This window comes from Agromyces sp. NPDC052230 (assembly GCF_040679595.1).
Classification (GTDB): domain Bacteria; phylum Actinomycetota; class Actinomycetes; order Actinomycetales; family Microbacteriaceae; genus Agromyces.
Genome location: NZ_JBFAVC010000001.1, coordinates 1,013,944 through 1,037,546 on the forward strand (window position 1 = coordinate 1,013,944; position 23,603 = coordinate 1,037,546).

A 23,603-nucleotide genomic window follows, 5' to 3' on the forward strand; every position below is an offset into this window, starting at 1 on the left:
ATGGCGACCGCACGTGAGTGTCAACCAGACAGTCACTTCCAGGCATGGTTATGATCGTCGTATGGCAGGACTCCGCGAGCAATGGCGCCGCACCGCCATGCGCAGCATTCAGGAACGGGCCCTCGACCTGTTCGACGAGCGGGGGTTCTCCGCCGTTACCATCGAGGAGATCGCGGCAGCCACCGGGGTGTCGCCGTCGTCGGTGTACCGATACTTCGGCACCAAGGAGGGGCTGGTCGTCGCCGACGAGTTCGACACGATGAGTCCGCAGGCGCTCGACGGCCTGCTCGATCCCGCGGATCCCATCGGCAGCCTGCTCGCGGCGGTCCGCCGCTACGAGTCGCCGCGAGCGGAACCCACCGGGGCCACCGGGCCCGAGGCGCCGCCGGCGTCCGAGCCGACCTCGTGGCGGAGAGTGCGCTACTTCATCACCGAGCCCTCGGTGCGCATGGCTGCGTTCGCATCACTCGATGCTGCGGCACGACGCATCGCGCCACTGCTGACCTCGACGAACGGCCTGAGTCCGTCGCAGGCTCGCGTCGCGGCCAACGCGATCGCGTTCGGCTACTTCGCGGCCCTCGAGTCGTGGTTCGACGACGGCGGAAGCCGCCCGATCGCGCACTACGTCGAGGAAGGACTGCGACCGCTGCGCAGCATCTGGCTGCGCGCTGAGCCGCTCAGCTGAGCGGCAGCGAGCCCGCGATCTCCGCACCCCACTGCCGCGCACGCTCGAGCTCGCCGTCGGCGATGGGCCCCGAGTAGCCGTGCACCCCGAACGTCTCGGGCTTGGCCGCGGGCCGGAACCCGAGCCCGACGAGCCGCTTCATCGCCTTCTTCGCGGCCGAGCCGGGCAGTCGCGGCGACACCGTCCGCGTGTCGAACGTCGCCACCGGCACCGCGCTCCCGGGCGACGACAGGCGCTCGATCCACTCCCGGATACCGCTCGCGGGAATCCGTGTGGCGCCCTGCTGCCGCGCCGACTCGCGGGTCGACGCGCTCGTCATCGAGAAGGCGTGCGTCGGTCCGCCGACGACCAGCAGGTCGACGTCGTTGTCGATCGCGGGCGGTGCGGATGCCGCATCCACGACCTCGACCGTCTCACCGCCGACGCCCGCAGCGATCTCGCGCGCGATCTGCTCGGTGTTTCCCCAGATGGACTCGTAGACCACCATGACTCGCATATCGGACCCCCTTTCCGCGCCACCCTACGCCGACCCCGCGGCGAGGTGAACCCGCTGGCAGACTGGAGCCGTGGCATCCGACGAACCCGACCGCATCATCCATGCGGACAACCTCGACGTGCTGCCGACGCTGCCCGACGGGTACTTCACGCTCGTCTACCTGGATCCGCCGTTCAACACGGGTCGCATGCAGGCGCGGCGGGCGACGCGTCACGTGCGGATCGCGGCGGCCACGTCGGGGCTCGGCGAGGTTGCCGACGACGATCAGGTGACGGATGCCCCGCGCCCCGCGGCATCCGGAACCATCACGGGGTTCCAGGGCCGCCAGTACACGCGCATCCGCGGAGACCTGTTGCGCTACGACGACCGCTTCGAGGACTACTGGGCGTTCCTCGAGCCACGGCTCACGGAGGCGTGGCGCGTGCTCGCCGATGACGGCACCCTCTACCTGCATCTCGACTACCGCGAGGCGCACTACGCGAAGGTGCTGCTCGACGCGCTGTTCGGGCGCGAGTGCTTCCTCAACGAGATCGTGTGGGCGTACGACTACGGCGCGAAGGCGAAGCGCAAATGGCCGACGAAGCACGACACGATCCTCGTGTACGTGAAGGACCCGGCCCGCTACTGGTTCGACTCCACCGCGGTCGACCGGGAGCCGTACATGGCGCCCGGCCTCGTGACGCCCGAGAAGGCCGAGCTCGGCAAGCTGCCGACCGATGTGTGGTGGCACACGATCGTCTCGCCGACAGGTCGCGAGAAGACGGGGTACCCGACGCAGAAGCCCGAGGGGATCCTGCGCCGTATCGTGCAGGCGTCGACGCGCGAGGGCGACTGGGTGCTCGACTTCTTCGCGGGGTCGGGCACCACGGGCGCGGTCGCGGCGACGCTCGGGCGGCACTTCGTGCTCGTCGACGCGAACGCCGAGGCGATCGAGGTGATGCGCGCCCGGTTCAAGGATGTCGCGGGCGTCGCGTTCGAGGAGTTGCGCACCGCGGGTTGAGGACGCGCCGGCGTCGAAGCCCCGCCTACGCCGACGCGCGCCGCACGAGCCGGGTCGGCATCAGGTTGCGGTGTGGCACGTCGGTCTCGCCCGCGAGCATGCGCAGGAGCAGGTCGGCCATCTCGAAGCCCATCTGCTCCGACGGCTGGTGCACGGTCGTGAGCGGAATCGCCGACGAGCTCGCGGCGGGGCTGTCGTCGAAGCCGACGACGGCGACGTCCTCGGGCACGCGGCGTCCGCGTTCGCGCAGCACCGACAGCGCGCCGGTCGCCATGAGGTCGCTCGCGACGAAGAGGGCGTCGAGGTCGGGCACCCGGTCGAGCAGGCGCCGGGTGGCGGCGACGGCGCTCGCGACCGACCAGTCGCCGGTCTCGACCGCTTCGGCGGGCAGCCTCGCCACCGACATCGCACGGCGGAATCCCTCGAGCCGGTCGACGCCCGCGGGCATGTCGAGCGGGCCCGTGATGGTGCCGATGCGGTGGCGGTTGATGGCAATGAGGTGCTCGGTGGCGGTCAGGCCCCCCTCGACGTTGTCGACGTCGACGTAGATCTCGTCGTCGGACTCGTGGGACGGCCGGCCGCCGAACACCATCGGCACCGAATCGAACGCCTCCCACAACGCGTCGTCCCCTTCGTGGTGCGACACCACGAGCGCGCCGTCCACCACCCCCGACCGCAGGTAGCGCAGGGCCTTCCGGCCGGGGTCGTTGCTCGCGACGAGCAGGTTGAGCAGGTACTCGCTCTCGTCGAGCCGCCGCGTGATGCCCTCCACGATGGCGGCGAAGTACGGGTCGCCGAAGAACCGCGCGGTGTCCTCGGGCACGACGAGCGCGATCGCCTGGGTCGTGCGACTCGCGAGCGAGCGGGCCGCGCGGTTGGGCACGTAGTTGAGCTTGGCGATCGCCGCGTTCACGGCCGTGACGACGTCGGGGCTCACCTTCGGCGACCCGTTCACGACGCGACTGACGGTCGCGCGCGAGACCTTCGCCTCGCGCGCGACCGCCTCGAGCGTCGGTGCGGCGGGCCGTGCGCGCACCCCACCCCGTTGCATGTCCGTCAGTCTATTTCGGTCGCGGGCAGGCCGCGCTCGCGGATGACGCGCTGGTACGCCCGCCCGCTGTCCTTCACGGTTCGCTCCTGCGTGTCGTAGTCGACCCGCACGAGCCCGAACCGCTTGTCGTAGCCCCACGCCCATTCGAAGTTGTCGAGGATCGACCAGTAGAAGTAGCCGTGCACGGGCGTTCCCTCGTCGATGGCGTCGAGGATCGACGACAGGTGGGCGAGCAGGAACGCCGTTCGCTCGGCATCGTGCACGACGCCATCCGCCGATACCTCGTCGTCGTAGGCGGCGCCGTTCTCAGTGACGAAGAGGCGCACGCCGGCCGGGCCCGAGTACTCGCGGTGCACGCGCCCGAGCAGCTCCCGCAGCCCGTCGGGCTCGACCTCCCAGCCCATCACGGTCCGCGGCAGCCCCTGGGAGTGGAAGTGCACGCCGTCGGCGGCGGGGTACGGCGAACGCGTCGGCCGCGCCGTGGGCGCCTCCCCGCCGTGCGGTCGCGCAGATGGCTGCGAGCTCACGAACTCGCCGTGGTAGTAGTTCACGCCGAGCGCGTCGATGGGCGTCGAGATGATCTCGAGGTCGCCGGGCTTGATGACATCGCGCAGGCCCAGGTGTCCGACATCCGCCAGCAGGTCGCCCGCGTAGTGCCCGCGGAAGATCGGGTCGAGGAAGACCCGGTTGAACTGGCCGTCGATGCGGCGGGCGGCGTCGAGGTCGCCGGGGCTCGTCGGGTCCACGGGCCGAGCCACGGTCAGGTTGAGGGTGATGCCGAGATCGAGCGACGCGTCGCGTTCGCGCAGCGCCTGCACCGCGAGGCCGTGGCCGAGCATCAGGTGGTGCGCCGCCGCGAGGCCTGCCGCGACATCCTGCCGCCCCGGCGCGTGAGCACCGCCCGTGTAGCTCAGGAACGACGAGCACCACGGCTCGTTGAGGGTCGTCCAGATCTTCACCCGGTCGCCGAGCGTGTCGTGCATGGTGAGCGCGTAGTCGCGGAAGCGGAACGCCGTGTCGCGGTTCGCCCACCCGCCCTGCTCCTCGAGGGCCTGCGGCAGGTCCCAGTGGTAGAGCGTGAGCCACGGCGTGATGCCCGCCCCGAGCAGCTCGTCGACGAGACGCGAGTAGAAGTCGACGCCCTTCGAGTTCACGGGCCCGCCGTCGGGGCGCACGCGAGCCCACGAGGTGGAGAAGCGGTACGCGTTGAGACCGAGCTCGCGCATGAGCGAAACGTCGTCGCGGTAGCGGTGGTAGTGGTCGCACGCGACGTCGCCGTTGTCGGCGTTGATCACGGCGCCCGGCACCCGGCTGAACGCGTCCCAGATGGAGTCGGTGCGTCCGTCCTCGTGGGCGGCGCCCTCGATCTGGTAGGCCGCGGCGGCCGCGCCGAGGAGGAAGCCCTCGGGGAAGCGCCGGATGGCGGGGGTCGTGGTTGCGGGTTCGACGATGGTCATCCCTTGACGGCTCCTTGCATGATTCCTGAGACGAGCTGCTTGCCGGCGAAGACGAACAGCAGGAGGAGGGGAATGGTCGACAGCAGCACGCCGGCGAGCACGATCGAGAAGTCCACGAAGTGGTTCGACTGCAGCAACGACAGCGCGACGGGCAGCGTCGGGTTGCTGCGGTCGAGCACGATGAACGGCCAGAAGAAGTTGTTCCAGGCCGTGACGAAGGTGAAGAGGCCCAGCATCGCGGCGGCGGGGCGGGCGGCGACCACGCCGATGGTCCAGAACGTGCGGATCATGGATGCGCCGTCGACGCGGGCGGCCTCGATGAGCTCGTCGGGCACCGACTGGCGCAGGTACTGCGTCATCCAGAACACCCCGAACGCGCTCGTGATCGACGGGATGATGATCGCGCCGATGTGGCCGGTCCAGCCGAGGTCGGCGAACAGGATGTACAGCGGCACCACGCCGAGCTGCATGGGCACCGCCATCGTCGCGACGACGAACACCAGAAGCGGCTTCGACCCCGGGAACCGCAGCTTCGAGAACGCCCAGCCCGCGAGGGTCGAGGTGACGACGACGGATGCCGCGATCAGCGCCGAGCTGACGATCGAGTTCCACAGCGCCGGCCAGAAGTTCACGGCCGGGTCGTTCACGACCGTCGCCGCGTTGGCGAGGAAGTTGCCGCCCGGGATCCACGACATGTCCGGGTCGTTGATGGTCGACGAGTCGCCCGAACCGATGAGGAGCGACCAGTAGAAGGGGAACAGCGAGCCGATGAGCACCACGCCGAGTCCCACGTAGACCCAGAGGCCGGCGCGCACGCCGCGGATGTGGGTGGTGCGGGTGCCCCGACGGGAACCGCGTCGTCGGGGCATCCGCTCGGCCGCGTCAGCTGCGGCCACCGTGGCGGAGGTCGTGGCCGGGGGAGTGTCGAGTGCGGTCATGGCTATCGCCGCCCTTCGTCGCGCACGAGTTTCCTCGTGACGAGCAGGTTGATGAGTCCGATGAGCAGGATGATGAGGAAGAGGATCCAGGCGAGCGCGGCTGCGCGGCCGAAGTTCCACTGGCCCCAGCCGATGTCGTAGAGGTAGAGGGTGATGGTGAGCCACTGCTGCCCGGCGCCGCCGCGACCGAACTGGTCGTACATGCGCGGCTCGTCGAAGATCTGCAGGCCGCCGATGGTCGAGGTGATGATCACGAAGATCAGCGTCGGCTTCAGCGACGGCAGCGTGATGCTGAGGAACTGGCGCACGGGGCCGGCCCCATCGACGGTCGCGGCCTCGTAGAAGTCGCGGGGGATCGCCTGCATGGCGGCGAGCAGGATCAGCGTGTTGTACCCCGTCCAACGGAAGTTCACCATGGTCGCGATCGCGATGTGGCTCCAGAACGGGTCCTTGTGCCATGGGATCGGCTCCATGCCGAGGTTCGTGATCACGTTGTTCACGAGGCCGTGGTTGTCGCCGAACATGTTGCTGAAGATGAGCGCGACGGCGACGGGCGCCATGACGAACGGCACGAGCACGCCCATGCGCCAGAAGGTCTTGGCGCGGATGTTGCGGTCGAGCATCGCGGCGATGAACACCGCGGCGACCAGCTGCGGCACGCTCGAGAGCACGAAGATGCTGAAGGTGTTGCGAAGCGCCGTCCAGAACTGCGGCTGGCCGAGGATCCAGAGGTACTGGTCGAACCCGATGAACTCCCCCGAGTTGCGGACGAGGTCCCAGTCCATGAACGAGATCACGGCGGTGAACGCGATCGGGAACAGGCCGACGATCGCGAACATGATGAAGAACGGCGAGATGTAGAGGTATGGGGAGACCTTGAGGTCCCAGCGGCTGAGGCGCTGGCTGAACGAGATGACGCGCGGCGCCTGCGGCGGGCGGCTCGTCGGTGGCGCCGTCGGGCGCGTCGCGGTGGCGGTCACGGATGCTCCTGGGTTCGCGTCGGGTCGGATGACTCGGAGTGAGCGTGCGGGCCGCGCTGGGGGCGCGGCCCGCACGATCGGATCAGAAGGCGCCGACCTCGGTGACCCAGGTGTTCCAGGCGGTCTTCTGGTCCTCGACGCCATCGAAGACACGGGTGATCGCGTTCTGGAGCGCGTCGTGGAACTGGAAGAACTTCGGCCCCTTGAAGGTGGCAACCGTCACGGCCTCGGCACGGGCGATGCCGATCTCACCGGTGGGGGCGTTGTTGAAGTACTCGTTCGTGAAGCCGGTGAGGTCCTCGTTCTCGTACGCCTCGGACTGGCTCGGGAAGGTGCCCGCGTTGGCGAACGCCTTGACCTGCTGCTCGGGGGCGGTCAGCCAGTCGGCGAGCTTGAGCGCCTCGTCGACGTGCTTGCCGTTCGCGGGCACCGTCAGGTAGGAGCCACCCCAGTTGCCTCCGCCGCCGGGGAAGACGTCGGCGATGTCCCAGCCGGTGACCGCGGGGGCGTTGCCCGAGATGACGCCGTGCATCCAGCCGGGGCAGAGCATGGCGGCGAACTCGCCGTTGGCCATCGAGGCGAACCAGTCGTCGCTCCACTGGCCGGCGTACGCCGAGATCGGCACGGCACGCTCGACGACCGTGTTGTAGGCGTCCTCGATGTCGGCGTTCTCGGTGGCGACGATGGTGCCGTCGGGCTCCTCGTACGCGGTGTCGAGCTGGTTCACGATGCCCTGGAGCACGGAGTTGGCCGAGTCGATGAAGGGCTTGCCGGTAGCCGCCTTGTACTGGTCGGCGACGCTGAAGAAGGTGTCCCAGTCGCCCTCGAGCAGGGCGGCGACCTCGGCGCGGTCGGTCGGGAGGCCCGCCGCCGCGAACAGGTCGGAGCGGTAGCAGACGCCCTGCGGGCCGATGTCGGTGCCGAAGCCGACGAGGCGACCATCGGCATCGGTGGCGGCGGCCTCCTTCCAGTCGAGCCAGCGGCCCTCGGCGCTGTCGGGCACCTCGGCGAGCAGGTCGGAGTACTCCATGGCCTCGGTGAACCAGTCGACCTCGACGGCCTCGATGTCGGCGAGGCCCTCCTTGCCGAGCTTCTGGAAGTAGTTCGCGCGGGCGTCGTTCGAGGTGGCGGCCCGGTTGTGCACGATGGTGATGTTCGGGTTCTCGTCCATGTACTCCTGCAGGAGCTCGTCGGAGTAGCCGAAGTCGTTGAACGTGGCGATGGACAGTTCGATCTTGCCGCCGTCCTCGGCGTCGGCGTCCGCCGACGGCGCGCAGCCGCTGGCGAGGAGGGCGATGGATGCGGCGCCGGCTACTGCCGCGATCGCCGTGGTGCGTCGTGAAAGTTTCACGGTCACTCCCTTGTGTGCGTGGTGTCGGAATGGTCACGTGAGGACGCGCTCCATCCGGTTGGTGAGAGCGCTCTCACGATGCAGGGCGATGCTAGCCGGGCATGATCGGCGCTGTCAAGAGAGCGCTCTCACGGATTCTCGGTGGCGATGCCCTGGCCAGCTGTCGCGAGCCCGACCATCCCGCCGGGCTCGGGCTGGTATCGTCCTGCTGCCCCTCAGGATGGTCCGGCGTACACTCGTACGGTGTCCGCGAGCGAGCGTCGAGATCCCTCCGATCGCGTGAGGCAGAACCGCCGCCTCGCGATCGCGATCTCGTTGAGCCTCGTGCTCGTCGCCGTCAGCGCGGTGGTGGTCGGCATGGTCGCGGGCGCCTCACCCGAAGACCGCGCCGCCGACGCGGCCACGGAGACGCCGACCGTGCGCCCCGAGCCATCCGCCCCGAGTCCGCCGCCGGTCACGATCGACACCTTCGATCGCAACGCCCGCTCGATCGACGATCCGGCGAGCATCTGGGTCGTCGTCAACAAGCTGCGTCCGCTCGATCCCCAGGACTACGAGCCCGAGGACCTCGTCGAAGTGCCGGTGGAGTACACGAACGAGCCGCTGCTGCGGCAGGAGGCGTCCGACGCGGTGGTCGCGATGTTCCAGGCCGCGCTCGACGAGGCCGACCTCGAGCTCGCCTCCAACAGCGCCTACCGGTCGTACTCGGCACAGGAGAACGTCTACGACGGCGACGACCTCACGACCGCGCGCCCCGGGTTCAGCGAGCACCAGACGGGCCTCACCATCGACATCGGTCCGCTGTCGGGGGAGTGCTCGCTCGAGGAGTGCTTCGGCGACACGCCCGAGGGCATCTGGCTGCGTGACAACGCCTGGCGATTCGGGTTCATCCTCCGCTACCCCGCAGACCAGACCCCGGTCACCGGGTACTCGTTCGAACCGTGGCACTTCCGGTACGTCGGCACCGAACTCGCCGCCGAGATGCGTGAGACCGGTGTGACCACGCTCGAGCAGTTCTTCGGCCTTCCTCCAGCACCCGACTACGAGTGATGCGATGACCGAGCAGAGGGTACAGCAGGGGGCGAGAACCGAACGGGTTCCCCGGCGCGGCGTCTCGCTCGCGGTGCTCATCGTCAACCAGCTGCTCGCCGGTGTCGGCGTGGCATCCGGAATCACGGTCGCCGCCCTCCTCGTGGCGGACCTCACCGACGTGGAGGCCCTCGGCGGACTCGCGCAGTCCGCGAGCGTGCTCGGCGCGGCGATCGTCGCCGTGCCGCTGGCGCGCCTGGCCGTTTGGGCCGGACGCCACGTGGCCCTCGCGACCGGGTACGCGTGCGCGCTCGCGGGCGCGGTGCTCATCGTGGTCGCCGCGACGACCGGGTGGGTGCCGCTCGTGTTCCTCGGGCTCGCGGCGTTCGGCGCCGGTGCGGCATCGGGCCTGCAGGCGCGGTTCGCAGCCACCGAGGTCGCCGCGCCCGGCTTCGAGGCACGGGCCATGTCGCTCGTGCTGTGGGCGACGACGCTCGGCTCGGTCACCGGTCCGCTCCTCGCGGACCTCGGCGAGGGCGTCGGAGCACTGCTCGGACTGCCGCAACTCGTGGGGTCATTCCTGTTCTCGGGCACGGCGTTCGCGCTGTCGACCGTGCTGGTCGGCACGCTGCTCCGGATGCCGCCGGCCGGGCACCTCGCCACCGACGAGCCCGTCGAGGCGATCGAGCCCGAGAATGCGGTGAGTGTCGACGGCGCCGTCGCGCAGGCCGCTCCCGACGCGCCTCCGGCCGACGGCGCCGCACCCGCGGCGGGCACCGCGCCTCGGCCCGCGGCCGCCCCCGCTGCCCGCGTCGGCGCGTGGCAGGCGCTCCGCACGGCCGTGCGGAACCCGACCGCACTCCTTGCGATCCTCGCCATCGTGTGCTCGCACACCGTCATGGTCGGCGTGATGGTCATGACGCCCATCCACATGACCCAGCACGGAGGTTCGCTGACCTTCGTCGGCATCGTCATCAGCATCCACATCCTCGGCATGTACGGAGCGAGCCCGATCATGGGCTGGCTCGTCGATCGCATCGGCTCGACGCGCGTCATCGGCATCGGCGTCGTGATCCTCCTGACCGCCACGACCATCGGCATCCTCGCGCCCGGTGACGACGTGCTGCTCCTGCCGCTCGCGCTCGGGCTGCTCGGGCTGGGCTGGTCGGCCGGGCTCATCGGAGGGTCCACGCTCCTCACGACCACGGTCGACGAGCGCCTTCGGGTGCCGCTGCAGGGAGCGACGGATGCCGCGATGAACGTGGCCGCCGCGGCATCCGCTGCGCTCTCGGGGCTCGTGCTCGGAATCGGCGGATTCCCCGGCGTCAACGTCGTGGCGATCATCGTGCTCGTGCCGCTCGTCGTCGCCGGGCTGCGGCTCACCATGGCCGGCCGTCGGGCGCCTGCCTGACCTTGCGCGCGTATCGGCGCCCGGCCTGGGCGTGAACGCGCTCTCACGGTCCTCCCAGCCACCGCGAGGGAACCTCACAAACTGGCGTGATGAGCTTCCCTGTCCCCCTTTCTGCCGACACGGAATCCCCTCACTGTGCCTGAAACCCCCGAATTCCCTGACCTTCCCCTGCGCCGACGCTCCACGTTCCTCATCCCCCGACGCCGATCCGAAGAGTCCTCGCCGACCTCCGCGGCTGAGTCCGCCCCGTTGGACGAGGCCGCCGCTGCCATCGTGGCCGATGCGGTGGGCGAGCACTCCCAGCCGCCCTCGTCGGCGCAGCCACGGCATCCGCGCCACCGTGCCGAGCGGGTGCGCAACCGTCGGCCCGGTGTGCGCCGAAGCGTGGCCCTCGGCTCTGCCGCCATGATGGTCGGTCTCGGCGCGTTCGGCGCCGTCGCGGCATCCGCCGAGGACCACCGCCGTGCGGTGGGAACGACGACGACCGCCGCCGCCCCGGCATCCGCAGCTCCCAGTACCTCGAGTGCGGCCGCGGCCGACACCATCGACGCCAGCGAGGTCGATGGCGCACCCGTCGTGACGAGCGACCTGTCGGTCGCCGCAGCGCCCTTCACGGGCGGCACGCAGGTCACGGTCACGGGTGAGCAGCTCGATGAGGTGGCGTCGGTCGTGGTCGGCGGCACGCCCGCGACGATCGTCGCGGCCGACGCCGGGCAGCTGACCTTCGCGGTGCCGGCCGTTGCCGACGCGGCGCTCGGCACGGCCGCCGAGGTGCAGTTCGCGGATGCCGCGGGCCAGCCCGTCGAGGCCGAAGCCCCGGCCACCGTGGTCGCTGCCGGCACCTCCGTGGTGCAGCCGCTCGACGGCGCACTCACCGGCGCGTCGGAGCCCGAGATCCCCACGGAACCCCGCACGCTGACGCTCACCTACACGAGCGACCCCGGCATCGACGCCCAGGTGGCGTACGTGCTCACCTACTGGAGCAGCTACAACTCGGCCGTGTATCCCGTCATCACCGGGTACGACTGCGCGAACTTCGCGAGCCAGTCGCTCCTCGCGCGGGGCTGGGCGATGGACGCGGGCTGGTACCTCGATCTCGGAACCGGCGCGATGTCGCCCAGCTGGTCGAGCTCCACGGCCCTGCGTGATTACCTGTACACGCGCACCGACCGCGCCAGCGAGCTCGGCGATGCGCAGCGCGACCTCGTGAAGGTCGGCGACATCGCCCAGTTCGACTGGGACGCGTCGGGCGACCGCGACCACACCGCGGTCGTGACCCGCGTCGAGCACACCGTGACGGGCACCAAGGTCTGGGTCGGCGGGCACACCAAGGACGCCGATTACTGGGACGTCGACACGGCGCTCGCCACGGGCGGCGGTGCGGTCACGTACTTCTCGATCCGCTGACCCCGCCCAGATGTTGACGGGGCGGTCGCACCACGACGTGGGGGAACTTCCAAGCTTCCCACGTATCATCCACACCACTCGGACTGTTGCGGCGGGGGAGCCGTGAGACCGACGGGGGGGACCACGTGGGAGTACAGACCGCACTCGATGCCGTCTCGGCTGCGCCATCCATCGTCGACGCCATGCGTCTCGCCGACGACCTGGCCTTCGAGGCCGGTCGCGACTCAGGGGTCCGTACGCTCCGGGTGCTCGGCCAGGCGCTCCGCGGCGACGACGAGATCGCCGCGATCGCCGCGACCCACGCCCTCGCCGAGGTGTTCGACCGCGAAGCCGGGCGGATGCTCGCCGACCTGCTGTCCGATGAGCGCGACTTCCTCCGTGAACACGCGGCCTGGGCCCTCGGCTCCGGCCTTCCGCGCGCCGACGCGATGGGCGCACTCCTCGGCATGGTGGTGGATGGCGGATTCACCGGCATGCTGGCGCAGCACACCCTCGAGCGTTGGTCCGGGGCGATGGCCGAGCAACTCGTCGTCGGCGTGGAAGGCGCGCTCCTCGGCGTAGCCGCACCCGAGGCGCGGGCGCGGCTCGTCGAGACCCTCGGACTCGTGCGGCACTCACTCGCGACCGCACCGCTGCTTCGCCTGGCTGCGGATGCCGCCGAAGCCGACGTGGTTCGGATGGCCGCGATCTCGGCGATCGGACAACGTCCGCCCGACGAGCGCGTCGTCGACCTGCTCGAAAAGGCGGCGGCCGGCCACGATCTCCTCGGCGACATCGCACGTCTTGCGCTCGTCGATCTCGCCGGGCCGCGCCGGCCCGCGCTCGATCGGGCCTCGGGACTCACGATTGCCCAGCTCTTCCTGCACGCCGACATCGATCCGCTGTTGAGTTCCGCAGGGTCGGGTGACAACGGCGGCATCGCGACGCTCCTCGTGCGACTGGGAGACGCGCTCGTGCGCGACGGGGCGACCGGGGTGGATCGGGTCATCACCCTGTCGCGCGGGTCGGTGCTCGAGGCCACCGCCGACCTCGAGGCGATCCGCGATTCCGAGCGCGGGCACGCCTACGGACGCATTCCGCTCCTCCGCGATCCGATGCCGTCGGCCGCAGCGTGGCCGCTGCGGGTGGTGACGCGCCGCGGCATCCGGCGAATTCTCCGTGCGGCCGGGCGTGTCGACCTGCTGCACCTGCGGATGGCCGATGTGGGCAGCCTGGCGGCGGCGGATGTCGCGCGAGAGCTCGGGATCCCGGTCGTCTTCACGGTCGCCCCCGACCCGCACGCGGTCATCGAATCGCTGGATCGGTCGGGCGCCCTGACTCGGGAGTCGTTCGGCCGGATCGACGTCGGCGAGCACTTCTGGTTCCGCACGCGTCTCGTGCAGAACCTCGCAGCGAACTCCGCGCATACGGTGTTCTTCCCGAGACCGCGCCTCGAGGAGGACATGCAGCGCCTCGTCGGCATCGATCTCACCTCGCATGCCGAGCGTCACACGATCGTCCCCGAGGGCGTCGACCTCGACACCATCGATGCGGCGCTCGCCGAGGCCTCGGCGCACGCACGTGGTGCCGAGCCCGGACCGGCGCTGCGCGAGCTGCGCGGCCTGGTCGAATCGCTCGCGCCCGATCGTCGTGGGCTTCCCCTGATCGTGAGCGTCGGACGACTGCACCGCGTGAAGGGCATGGCAGCCCTCGTCGACGCGTGGTCGCGCGAACCGCTCGCCCGACGCGCCAACCTGCTCGTGATCGGAGGCGACGTCGACCGGCCGTCTCTCGACGAGCGCGAGCAACTCGACCTCATCGAGGCCCTCGTCCCCGCGGCCGAGCGGACACGGGCGGGGCTGCTGCTGCCTGGACATCGGGCCAACGACATCGCCGCGCGCTGGATCGCGGCGGTGCGGTTCGGGCTGCCTGGTCTCACCGCGCCGGGCGGCGTCTACGCGTGCGCCAGCATCAAGGAGGAGTTCGGGATCGCGCTGGTCGAGGCGATGGCGACCGGGCTCTTCGTGGTGGCCCCCGACGGCGGCGGGCCGGCCACGTACGTCGAGCACGGGGCGACCGGACTGCTCGCGGAGACCTGGGATGTCGCCCGATTGCATGAGGCACTCGTCGAGGCGGTGTCGGCCGCAGCCTCCGTGCCCGACGATGCCCGGGCCGATCGGTCACGGGCGATGGTGCGCGACCGTTTCACGATCCAGCGCATGTCGGCCGCCCTCGGCGAGGTGTACAGCGGGGTCGCGCTCGACGAGGCCGCCCTGCGCGAACAGGTCGACGTCGTCCGATGACCCTGCTCGTCATCAGCCCCGACTACGCCTCGCACCTGCTGCCCCTCGCGACGCTCGCGACGGCGTGGCGAGAGCGGGGCGAGCGCGTGGTGGTCGCCAGTGGGCCGGCGACGGCCGACCTCGTCGCGCGCTTCGGCTTCGAACGCCGCGACCTCCGACTCGGCCGCGGCTCCAACCCGGGGGTCATCACCGTGGAGCAGCAGCAGGCCGAGGAGCGCGATTCCCTGTTGGGGTTCTTCGAGGCGACCCGCCGGGGCGCCGTGCCGACGCTGACGTATCAGGCCGAGGAGCGGCTCACCGACCTGATGTGGCGACCCGTCGAGGCCGCGCGATCGACGCAGCGCATCGTCGACGAGGTCTCGCCCGACGAGATCATCGTGGATCACCTCGCCTTCAGTGCACGCCTGGGTCTCCTCACCGCGGGGATCCCGTACGGCGACGTCGTGCTCGGGCATCCGTCGGCACTCCCCATCGGCAGCGAGGTGTACGGATACCCGCCGGCGTGGCCCCAGGCGTTCCATCCCCGTGGCGACGAGCTCGAGGAGCTGCTCCGACTGTGCGAGCGGGTGTCGGCGCGCTTCACCGGGGAATGGAACCGCGGCGCGCGACAGCTCCGGCCAGAAATGCCGTCGAGCACCGACGCGTTCGCCGAGCACGGTCCCGTCGTGCTCTACAACTACCCCGAGGAACTCGTCGACGAGGGGCGCCGGGCCCTCCTGCCGCCGCACCGCTTCCTCGGCTCGACCCGACGCGCCGAGCCCGTCGACGCGCAGGTCGAGGACTGGCTGTCCGCATCCGGCCCGTTCGTCTACATGAGTTTCGGGAGCTTCCTCTCGGTTCGCGGCGATGTGCTCCGGCGAGCAGCCGACGCGCTCCGTGCGCTCGACGTGCGTGCGGCGATCGCGACGGGGTCGACGGATGCCGCGGAGCTCGGGGAGCTTCCCGCCGGCTGGCTGGTGCGCGACTATCTGCCGCAGGTGCGACTGCTCCGCGCCGCCGCCGCCGCCGTGACGCACGGCGGCAACAACTCGGTGACCGAGGCGCTCGGGTCGGGGGTGCCGCTGGTCGTACTGCCGTTCTCGACCGACCAGTTCGCGGGTGCCGCCGCCGTCGAGCGGAGCGGCTTCGGCGTCGCGCTCGATCCGAATGCGGCATCCGTCGACGATCTCGCGAGCGCCATCGGGCAGGTGCTCGGGCTCGACGCCGAGACGAGGGCCGGGCTGGATGCCATGGCGGCCCGTCAGGCGGCGACGCCGGGACCGGAGCTGGCGTTCGCCGCCCTCAGGGCCCGACCCTCCGCGACGAGTTCGGCCATCGCCGCGGCGTCGCCCGCGGCGTCGCGATAGCGCTGCATGAGTTCGGCATTCCGCTCGTACTGCTCGCCGGCCCGGGTCTCGACCGCGTGATCGAGCGCGTACACCCGTCCTTCATGCCGCTGTGGCAGTGCTCCGAGCAGGGTCTCGTGGGCGAGATACCACGCGGCGTCCTCGAAGCCCCAGCCGCGGAACCGTTCGTCCTGCCCGCCGTGCGCTTCCCACGTGCGCCGCGTGGTGACGTACACCCCCGAGCAGGCGCGATGGACGACCTCGTGGGTGCAGTCCTGCGGGGCGATGCCCTCGGCGAACTGCGCCGAGCCCTCGGGGCCGAGCCAGTGGTAGACGGTGTACGGAAGCTGCACGCGTCCGCTCTCGGGCGCCGCGACGACGGCGGCACGGAGCGGCCCGGGCTCGGGCAGCGTGTCGGCATCGTTGATCACGATGACGTCGTCGGGGTCCGCGAGCCTGGACACCGCGAGGTTGCGGGTGCGGGCGAGCGCGAACACCTCGTCGTCGGTGTCGAGGGTCTGCACGGCGAACTCGGGCAGGTGCCGTTCGTACCAGGAGACGACCCGTTCGAACGCGTCCATCCGCGACGGCGCGGGGCGCCACGGGATCACCACGAGGCCGGCCGAGCTGCCATGCGCTGCGTCTGCGGAACTCACCCCGCCCCCAGTGCCTCGTTCACGACGACCTTCGCCTCGGCCTGCACCTTCGCCAGGTGCTCCGGTCCCTTGAACGACTCGGCGTAGATCTTGTAGACGTCCTCGGTGCCGCTCGGGCGGGCCGCGAACCACGCATCCGCGGTCGCGACCTTCACGCCGCCGATGGCCGCGTCGTTGCCGGGCGCGTGCGAGAGCTTCGCCGTGATCGGCTCGCCCGCGAGCTCGGTCGCCCCGATCTCGTCAGCCGTGAGCTTGCCGAGCGCCGCCTTCTGCGCGGGGGTGGCCGCGGCATCCGTTCGCTCGTAGGCCGGGTCGCCGAATCGCTCGACGAGTTCCCCGTAGAGCTCCGACGGCGACCTGCCCGTGACCGCGCGGATCTCGGAGGCGAGCAGGCACAGCAGGATGCCGTCCTTGTCCGTCGTCCAGACGCTGCCGTCGAACCGCAGGAACGACGCCCCCGCGCTCTCCTCGCCGCCGAACCCGACCGAGCCGTCGATGAGTCCGGGCACGAACCACTTGAATCCGACCGGAACCTCCCAGAGCCGCCGCCCGAGGTGATCGGCGACCCGGTCGATCATCGAGCTCGAGACCAGGGTCTTGCCGATCGCGGCATCCGCCCGCCAGTCGGGACGATGCGCGAACAGGTACTCGATCGCCACCGCCAGATAGTGGTTGGGGTTCATGAGTCCGCCGTCGGGCGTCACGATGCCGTGGCGGTCGGCGTCGGCGTCGTTCCCCGTGAGGATGTCGTAGTCGCCGGCGCGGGTGAGCACCGAGGCCATGGCGTGGCGACTCGAGGGGTCCATGCGGATCTTCCCGTCCCAGTCGAGCGTCATGAACGACCAGGTCGGGTCGACGAGCTCGTTCACGACGGTGAGGTCGAGGTCGTAGCGGTCGCGGATCGCGTCCCAGTAGTGCACGGATGCCCCACCCAGCGGGTCGGCACCGATGCGGATCTTCGACCGGCGGATCGCCTCGAAGTCGATGATGTGCTCGAGGTCGGCAACGTACTCACCGCGGAAGTCGTACGTCTCGACACCGCTCGGCTCGGCTTGGTTGACCTCTCGGAGGCCGCCGGCGATGAGGTCGTTCGCCCGGTTCGCGATCCAGCTCGTGGCATCCGAATCGGCCGGTCCGCCGTGCGGGGGGTTGTACTTGATGCCGCCGTCCTGCGGCGGGTTGTGGCTCGGCGTGATGATGATGCCGTCGGCCTCGCCCTCGGCGCGCTTGGCCGGGTCGTTGTTCCACGTCAGGATGGCGTGGCTCAGGGCCGGCGTCGGCACGTAGTCGTCGAACTCGTCGGCGAGCGCGCGCACGCCGTTGCCGACGAGCACCTCGAGCGCGGTGGTGAGTGCCGGCGCGCTGATGCCGTGCGTGTCGGCGCCGATGAAGAGCGGCCCCGTGATGCCCTGCTCAGTGCGGTAGTCGACGACGGCCTGGGTGACGGCGAGGATGTGGTCCTCGTTGAAGCTCGTCGTGAACGACGAACCGCGGTGCCCCGAGGTGCCGAACACGACCCGCTGCTCGGGCACCGACGCATCCGGTTTCCGCTCGTAATAGGCCCTGACGAGGGCCTCCACGTCGATGAGGTCGGACTCGGTCGCCGGGGTTCCCGCTCGCTCGTGCATGTGCTCCAGTCTGCCCCGCCCGCGCCCACGCTTCCACAATTCAGGAAGGTGCGCGCGATTCGTGGAACCCCGTGTTCACAATTCAGGAAAACGGGGCGCTCAGACCGAGGAGACCCAGTCCAGAATTCAGGACCGCTCGACCCATGCCACGTGGTCACGAGGAAGATCGGAAGGGGAGACGGCGCTGACTCCCGCCGCCTTCCTGAATACTGAAATCTGCGCTCCTGAATGCTGCACAACCGCGTTCCTGAATTCCGAACAGTGATCAGAGGAGCGCGCGCACTCCGGTCGCGATCGTGTAGATCAGGAGACCGGCCAGCGCACCCACGACGGTGCCGTTGATGCGGATGAACTGCAGGTCGCGCCCCACCTGCAGCTCGAGCTTCTCGGTGGTCTCGCGCGGATCCCAGCGCTCGACGGTCTCGGTGATCACCCCGGCGATCTCGTGCCGGTAGCTGCGCACGAGGTACTCCGCGGCATCCGTCACCCACTCATCGACCTTGGCAGCGAGCTCCTCGTCGATCGTGAGTCGCGTGCCGACCTCGATGACCGCCTGACGCAGGCCCTGGCGCAGCTCGCTCTCGGGATCGGCGAGCGCGGTCTCGAGGGTCGCCTTGATGCTCGCCCACGCCTCGCCGGCGAACTCGCGCACGCGGGGGCTCTCGAGCAGATCGGCCTTCAGCTGCTCGACGCGCGCGATCATCTCGGGGTCGTTCTGCAGGTCGTCGGTGAGATCGGTGAGCCATTCGTCGATGGCGTCGCGCAGCGGATGCCCCGGATCCTCGCGCACGGCCCGGACGAACGCGAGCACCTCGCGGTACGCGCGATCGTCGACGATGCCACCGACGAAGCCGGGCACCCACCTCGGCAGGCGGGCGGAGACCATGTTGCCGAAGGACTCGGGGTGCGCCTCGAGCCATGCCTCGGCCTTCTCGAACACCACCTCGATCGCCGCGCGATGCTGTCCGGCAGCGACGAGCCGAGTGCCGATGCGCCCGATCGCCGGCGACCACTCGGGCTCGAAGAGGTGGCGGCGCGCGAGCTTGTCGATGACGTCCTCGACGTCGTCATCGCCGAGCAACGCCAGGATGCTGCGGCCGGCCACCGCGGTCTCGGCCGTGAGCCGGTCGGCGTGCGGGGGAGTCGTCAGCCATTCGCCGAGCCGCCGGCCGATCCGCATCGATCGGAGCTTGCCGAGCACGACCTCGTCGGAGAGGAACTCGTTCTCGACGAAGGCGCCGAGGGTCGCACCGATCTCGTTCTTGCGCCGCGGGATGATTGCGGTGTGCGGGATCGGGATGCCGAGCGGATGCCGGAACAACGCGGTCACCGCGAACCAGTCGGCGATCGCGCCGACCATCGCGCCTTCGGATGCGGCACGCACGTACGCGAGCCACGGGATCTCCTCCTGCAGGGCGAATGAAACCGCGAACACGACCGCCGCTGCCACCAACAGCCCGAGCGCGACGCGCTTCATGCGCAGCAGTGCGGCCAGCCGCTCGGCGTCGGTCGGCAGCGCCTTGTGCTCGGCGCCCGGCATCGCCGTCACTGGGGTGTCCATGTCCACCCGCCCTTCTCAGGAAGTCCTGCGAGTTAACGCAGTTTCTCAGGAGTACACGCCGCAGGCTGGCAGGTTCGGTCGAATAACTCCTGAGAGGGGCGGGGACGGCTCGCCGCCGGCGCGGTGGCTAGGCTGGCCTGCATGACGGATGCCGCTCCCACGCCCCCTGCGGAGACCTACTCCTACCTGGGTCCGGCCGGCACCTTCACCGAGGCCGCACTCAAGCAGGTGCCCGAGGCAGCGGGCAAGCACTGGCGCTCGGTGAACAACGTCGGCGAGGCATTGGCGGATGTCACGAGCGGCCGTTCGGTCGCGGCCATGATCGCCATCGAGAACTCCGTCGAGGGCGGCGTCTCGGCCACGCAGGACGCGCTCGCCACGGTGCCCGGCCTGCGGATCCTGGGCGAGTACCTCGTTCCCGTGAACTTCGTGCTCGTCGCCCGGCCGGGCACGCGGTTGTCCGACGTCCGCGTGGTGAACGCGCACCCCGTCGCCTACGCCCAGTCGCGCGGATGGCTCGAGCGCGAGCTCCCCGAGCACGGGCACATCCCGGCCACGAGCAACGTGCAGGCCGCGGCGTCCCTCTTCGACGGCAGTCAGGCGGATGCCGCGGTCGCACCGCCCGGCATCACCGAGCACCTCGACCTCGAGGTGCTCGCCCGCGACATCGGCGACAATCCCAACGCCGTGACCCGATTCGTGCTCGTCTCCCGCTCGCGCCTGCTTCCCGAACCGACCGGCGCCGACAAGACGAGCCTCATCGTGGAGCTCCCCGACGATGAGCCCGGATCGCTGCTCAACATGCTCGAGCAGTTCTCGACGCGTGGCGTGAACCTCTCGCTCATCGAGTCGCGCCCCATCGGCGACGCCCTCGGCCGCTACCGTTTCGTGGTCGACCTCGACGGGCACATCGCCGACGAGCGCGTCGCCGACGCGCTGCTCGGCCTGCGCCGCACGAGCCCGAACGTGATCTTCCTCGGCTCCTATCCGCGGGCCGACCGGCGTGAGGTGTCGTACCACTCGAAGTACGACGACGAGATCTTCATCGAGGCACGCGACTGGCTGCGCGGCCTGCTGAGCGGCGAGCCCGACTGAGTCGGGCGGCATCCGCTCGAGAGCGTTACCGCTCGACGCGCACGATGAGTGCCGCCGGGTCGACCGAGAACCGCGCCGCCGTCACCACGCCGAACTCCTCTCCGTCGATCTCGACCTCCTGGGCGTCGCCCTCGATCGAGACATCCACCGACCTGCCGCGCGAGTAGACGATCTCGCGCCGACGGCTGCCTCCCGTGAGGTCGATGAGCTGCCGGCCGATCGCCGACTTCGCGAGCACCCGGTTCTCCCACGCCACCTTGCGCCAGATGAACAGCCAGCCCCAGGCGTTCCTGGGCTGGAGCCGAACGACGTCGAGGTGCCCGTCGTCGAGTTCGGCGTCGGGGATCAGCTCGAGGTTGCCGGGCAGGTAGCCGAGGTTCGCGATGAGCATGCTCGACACCCGCGACCGGTGCGGCCGCCCGCCGTCCATGCGGTGCACGACGCGGAAGGGCTTCGACGCGGGGATCGCGCGGAGACCTGCGTCGACATAGGCGAGCCAGCCGACCCGCTTCTTCAGCTCGGGATTGGTGTTGGCGATCATCGTGGCATCGATGCCGATGCCGCTCATGACGAGCGAGACATGCGACTCGGCCGTCCCGTCGGGGCGCGTGAGGTCGGCCACCAGCACGTCGACGGCGCGATCGAGCCCCGAGAAGGCGAGCATGACCGCATCGAAGGGGTCGTTCACCGGGATGCCGAGATTGCGGGCGAACAGGTTGCCCGTGCCGAGCGGCACGAGCCCGAGGGGCACGCCCGTGTCGCGAAGGGCCCCGGCGATCGACCGCACCGTGCCGTCGCCGCCGACGCCGATCATGAGGTCGACCCCGGAGGCGAGTGCTTCCAGCGCCATGCCCCTGCCGGGGTCCTCCGCCGTGGTCTCGAGCCAGAGCGAAGCGGCGAACTCCTGCAGGCGCTCCGCGCGGCCCACTGCGTCGCGCAGCTCGCGCAACCCGCTCTTCGTGGGGTTGTAGATGACCGCGGCCCTCGGACGCCCGGTCGCGGCATCCGTCACCTGATCGTTCGCGCGAGCCGCCACGATGCCAACGGTATTCCATGCGCCCGTGAGATCGCCCGCACGCGGCACGCGGCGGAGGCGGATGCCGCGGCTAGACTTGCTCGGGTGATCGACCCAGTGCTCCTCCGCGAGAATCCCGAGCTGATCAAGCGTTCGCAGGAGCTGCGGGGGGAGTCCCCAGAGCTCGTCGACGCGGCCGTCGTGGCCGATACCGCCCGCCGCACGGCGATCAGCGAGTTCGAGTCGCTTCGCGCTGAGCAGAACGCGTTCGGCAAGCAGGTCGCCCAGGCCCCGAAGGAGGCGAAGGCGGCGCTCGTCGAGCAGGCGCAGGAGCTCGCCGCCCGAGTCAAGGCCGCGAACCAGACCGCGAACGACGCCGAGGTCGCCTTCACCGAGGCGGTGCAGCAACTCGGCAACGTCGTCATCGACGGCGTGCCCGGTGGCGGCGAAGACGACTACGTCGTGCTCAAGGAGGTCGGCGACATCCCGGCGTTCGAGTTCGAGCCCCGTGATCACCTCGAGATCGGCGAGCTGCTCGACGCCATCGACATGCAGCGAGGCGCCAAGGTCTCGGGCGCACGCTTCCACTACCTGAAAGGCGTCGGCGCGCGACTCGAGCTCGCGCTCATGACCATGGGCCTCGACCGCGCACTCGCGGCGGGGTTCACGCCGCTCATCACCCCCACGCTCGTGCGTCCCGAGATCATGCAGGGCACCGGATTCCTCGGCGCACACTCCGACGAGATCTACTACCTGCCCGGTGACGACCTCTACCTTACCGGCACGAGCGAGGTCGCGCTCGCCGGATACCATGCCGACGAGATCCTCGACCTCTCGAACGGGCCGCTCCGCTACGCGGGATGGTCGACGTGCTACCGCCGCGAGGCCGGCAGCGGCGGCAAGGACACGCGGGGCATCATCCGCGTGCATCAGTTCAACAAGCTCGAGATGTTCACGTTCATCGAGCCCGACGACGCCGAGGCCGAGCACGAGCGCCTGCTCGCGTGGCAGGAGGACATGCTGCGAAGCCTCGGCCTGGCCTACCGCGTCATCGATGTCGCCGCGGGAGACCTGGGGTCGAGCGCCGCGCGCAAGTACGACATCGAGGCCTGGGTCCCGACGCAAGGGGCGTACCGAGAGCTCACGTCGACGTCGAACTGCACGACGTTCCAGGCGCGTCGCCTCGACATCCGTCACCGCACCGAGAGCGGCAGGACCACGCCCGTCGCGACCTTGAACGGCACGTTGGCGACCACCCGCTGGATCGTCGCGATCCTCGAGACGCATCAGCAGGCCGACGGCTCGGTGGTGGTGCCCGAGGCGCTCCGAGGCTACCTCGGCGGGCTCGAGGTGCTGGAGCCCGTCGCACGGTGAGCGAGCGGATGCCGCAGGCCCTCCCCGCGGTCGAGCCGTGGCTCGTCGCGCTCGACGTCGACGGCACGATCATGCACGAGGACGAGACGATCGACGAACGTGTCTCCGACGCCGTCACCTCCGCCGTCGCCCGCGGACACGAGGTGACGCTGGCGACCGGCCGATCGTGGGCGACGACCGCGCCCGTGCTCGAGCGCCTCCGTCTCCGGCCCGAGTACGTCGTCTCCGCGAACGGCGCCATCACCATGCGCCGTGACGACGCGGCGCCCGAGGGGTACACGCAGGCGCACGTCGAGACCTTCGACCCCACTGCCGTGCTCGAGCGCATCCGCACGCACCTGCCGAGCGGGCGGTTCATGGTCGAGGTGCCCGACGGGTTCCGGTTCTACACCGAGGGCATGAGCGACTGGAACCTCGAGAACGCGCAGCAGGTCACGTTCGATGAACTGCTCGACCGGAGGGCCACTCGTGTCGTCGTGATCTCGCCCGACCACGAACTCGAGGAGTTCCTGCGCCTCGTCGATGACATGGGCCTGCACCAGGTGAGCTACTCCATCGGCTGGACGGCGTGGCTCGACATCGCACCCGATGGTGTCAGCAAGGCGACGGCGCTCGAGCGCGTGCGCGGCTGGCTCGACGTGCCGATCGACCGCGTCATCGCCGTCGGCGACGGCCGCAACGACATCGAGATGTTCACGTGGGCCGGTGCGGCCGGCCGTGCCGTCGCCATGGGACAGGCACCCGACGAGGTGCGCGAGGCCGCCGCCGAGGTCACCGGCGATATCGAACACGCGGGGCTCGCCGCGGTGCTCGACTCGTTGCCCTGACCGGCATACGGTACCCGTTCAGGTGCGCCGGATAG

20 protein-coding genes are annotated in these 23,603 nt (G+C 70.2%); 10 read left to right on the forward strand and 10 right to left on the reverse strand.

Going from position 1 to position 23,603, the window contains the following annotated elements; genetic code table 11:
• Nucleotides 1-61: 61 nt before the first annotated feature.
• Nucleotides 62-685: a helix-turn-helix domain-containing protein gene (locus tag AB0K73_RS05060; protein ID WP_360510209.1), complete on the forward strand. Its 624-nt coding sequence runs from the start codon at nucleotides 62-64 to the stop codon at nucleotides 683-685.
• On the opposite strand, the gene AB0K73_RS05065 is transcribed toward AB0K73_RS05060, so the two are convergent.
• Nucleotides 678-1,181: a flavodoxin family protein gene (locus AB0K73_RS05065; RefSeq protein ID WP_360510207.1), complete on the reverse strand. Its 504-nt coding sequence runs from the start codon at nucleotides 1,179-1,181 to the stop codon at nucleotides 678-680. The genes AB0K73_RS05060 and AB0K73_RS05065 overlap by 8 nt on opposite strands.
• A gap of 70 nt (nucleotides 1,182-1,251) precedes the next feature.
• On the opposite strand from AB0K73_RS05065, the gene AB0K73_RS05070 reads away from it, so the two are divergent.
• A complete protein-coding gene (locus AB0K73_RS05070; protein WP_360510205.1) occupies nucleotides 1,252-2,181 on the forward strand; it encodes a DNA methyltransferase in 930 nt (309 codons plus the stop codon).
• A gap of 25 nt (nucleotides 2,182-2,206) precedes the next feature.
• Here AB0K73_RS05070 and AB0K73_RS05075 read toward each other — a convergent pair whose 3' ends face one another.
• From AB0K73_RS05075 to AB0K73_RS05095, 5 genes are all read right to left on the reverse strand, one after another.
• Nucleotides 2,207-3,232 carry a LacI family DNA-binding transcriptional regulator gene (locus AB0K73_RS05075; protein WP_360510203.1) on the reverse strand — a complete coding sequence of 342 codons (1,026 nt, stop codon included), beginning with the start codon at nucleotides 3,230-3,232 and terminating at the stop codon, nucleotides 2,207-2,209.
• A 5-nt stretch (nucleotides 3,233-3,237) separates the two neighbouring features.
• On the reverse strand, nucleotides 3,238-4,689 hold the full coding sequence (locus AB0K73_RS05080; protein ID WP_360510201.1) for a GH1 family beta-glucosidase: 1,452 nt from the start codon (nucleotides 4,687-4,689) through the stop codon (nucleotides 3,238-3,240).
• Complete coding sequence (locus tag AB0K73_RS05085; RefSeq protein ID WP_360511244.1) at nucleotides 4,686-5,558, reverse strand: carbohydrate ABC transporter permease; 873 nt, start codon at nucleotides 5,556-5,558, stop codon at nucleotides 4,686-4,688. Before AB0K73_RS05085 ends, AB0K73_RS05080 begins: the two co-directional genes overlap by 4 nt.
• A 71-nt stretch (nucleotides 5,559-5,629) precedes the next feature.
• Nucleotides 5,630-6,607, reverse strand: a complete 978-nt coding sequence (locus AB0K73_RS05090; protein WP_360510199.1) for a sugar ABC transporter permease — start codon at nucleotides 6,605-6,607, stop codon at nucleotides 5,630-5,632.
• Nucleotides 6,608-6,689: 82 nt separating this feature from the next.
• Nucleotides 6,690-7,958: an ABC transporter substrate-binding protein gene (locus AB0K73_RS05095; RefSeq protein ID WP_360510197.1), complete on the reverse strand. Its 1,269-nt coding sequence runs from the start codon at nucleotides 7,956-7,958 to the stop codon at nucleotides 6,690-6,692.
• 243 nt (nucleotides 7,959-8,201) lie between these two features.
• Between AB0K73_RS05095 and AB0K73_RS05100 the strand changes: the two genes are divergently transcribed.
• The 5 genes from AB0K73_RS05100 to AB0K73_RS05120 all read left to right on the forward strand — a co-directional run bounded on the left by AB0K73_RS05100 (nucleotide 8,202) and on the right by AB0K73_RS05120 (nucleotide 15,433).
• Nucleotides 8,202-9,008, forward strand: coding sequence for a M15 family metallopeptidase (locus AB0K73_RS05100; protein ID WP_360510195.1), 807 nt, complete (start codon nucleotides 8,202-8,204; stop codon nucleotides 9,006-9,008).
• Between the two features lie 4 nt (nucleotides 9,009-9,012).
• Nucleotides 9,013-10,398 carry an MFS transporter gene (locus tag AB0K73_RS05105; protein WP_360510193.1) on the forward strand — a complete coding sequence of 462 codons (1,386 nt, stop codon included), beginning with the start codon at nucleotides 9,013-9,015 and terminating at the stop codon, nucleotides 10,396-10,398.
• Between the two features lie 273 nt (nucleotides 10,399-10,671).
• Entirely contained in the window at nucleotides 10,672-11,805 is a 1,134-nt protein-coding gene (locus tag AB0K73_RS05110; protein ID WP_360510191.1) for an amidase domain-containing protein, read from the forward strand.
• A 125-nt stretch (nucleotides 11,806-11,930) separates the two neighbouring features.
• Nucleotides 11,931-14,087, forward strand: coding sequence for a glycosyltransferase (locus AB0K73_RS05115; RefSeq protein ID WP_360510189.1), 2,157 nt, complete (start codon nucleotides 11,931-11,933; stop codon nucleotides 14,085-14,087).
• Complete coding sequence (locus AB0K73_RS05120; RefSeq protein ID WP_360510187.1) at nucleotides 14,084-15,433, forward strand: glycosyltransferase; 1,350 nt, start codon at nucleotides 14,084-14,086, stop codon at nucleotides 15,431-15,433. The genes AB0K73_RS05115 and AB0K73_RS05120 overlap by 4 nt, the downstream gene beginning before the upstream one ends.
• Here AB0K73_RS05120 and AB0K73_RS05125 read toward each other — a convergent pair.
• The 3 genes from AB0K73_RS05125 to AB0K73_RS05135 form a co-directional block, all read right to left on the reverse strand.
• On the reverse strand, nucleotides 15,328-16,068 hold the full coding sequence (locus AB0K73_RS05125) for a hypothetical protein (protein WP_360510185.1): 741 nt from the start codon (nucleotides 16,066-16,068) through the stop codon (nucleotides 15,328-15,330). The two genes, AB0K73_RS05120 and AB0K73_RS05125, sit on opposite strands and share 106 nt — an antisense overlap.
• Nucleotides 16,065-17,696 (reverse strand): phosphoglucomutase (alpha-D-glucose-1,6-bisphosphate-dependent), encoded by a 1,632-nt coding sequence (gene pgm, locus AB0K73_RS05130; protein WP_360510183.1) that lies wholly within the window; start codon nucleotides 17,694-17,696, stop codon nucleotides 16,065-16,067. Before pgm ends, AB0K73_RS05125 begins: the two co-directional genes overlap by 4 nt.
• Nucleotides 17,697-17,961: 265 nt before the next feature.
• Entirely contained in the window at nucleotides 17,962-19,257 is a 1,296-nt protein-coding gene (locus tag AB0K73_RS05135; RefSeq protein WP_360510181.1) for a DUF445 domain-containing protein, read from the reverse strand.
• Nucleotides 19,258-19,398: 141 nt separating this feature from the next.
• Between AB0K73_RS05135 and pheA the strand changes: the two genes are divergently transcribed.
• Nucleotides 19,399-20,352, forward strand: a complete 954-nt coding sequence (pheA, locus tag AB0K73_RS05140; RefSeq protein WP_360510179.1) for a prephenate dehydratase — start codon at nucleotides 19,399-19,401, stop codon at nucleotides 20,350-20,352.
• Between the two features lie 25 nt (nucleotides 20,353-20,377).
• Here pheA and AB0K73_RS05145 read toward each other — a convergent pair whose 3' ends face one another.
• The gene (locus AB0K73_RS05145; RefSeq protein ID WP_360510177.1) at nucleotides 20,378-21,388 is read right to left on the reverse strand and encodes a diacylglycerol kinase family protein; all 1,011 of its coding nucleotides are present in this window, start codon (nucleotides 21,386-21,388) and stop codon (nucleotides 20,378-20,380) included.
• Nucleotides 21,389-21,472: 84 nt separating this feature from the next.
• Between AB0K73_RS05145 and serS the strand changes: the two genes are divergently transcribed.
• Nucleotides 21,473-22,741: a serine--tRNA ligase gene (serS, locus tag AB0K73_RS05150; protein ID WP_360510175.1), complete on the forward strand. Its 1,269-nt coding sequence runs from the start codon at nucleotides 21,473-21,475 to the stop codon at nucleotides 22,739-22,741.
• 8 nt (nucleotides 22,742-22,749) lie between these two features.
• On the forward strand, nucleotides 22,750-23,568 hold the full coding sequence (locus tag AB0K73_RS05155; protein ID WP_360510173.1) for an HAD-IIB family hydrolase: 819 nt from the start codon (nucleotides 22,750-22,752) through the stop codon (nucleotides 23,566-23,568).
• The last annotated feature ends 35 nt before the right edge of the window (nucleotides 23,569-23,603 follow it).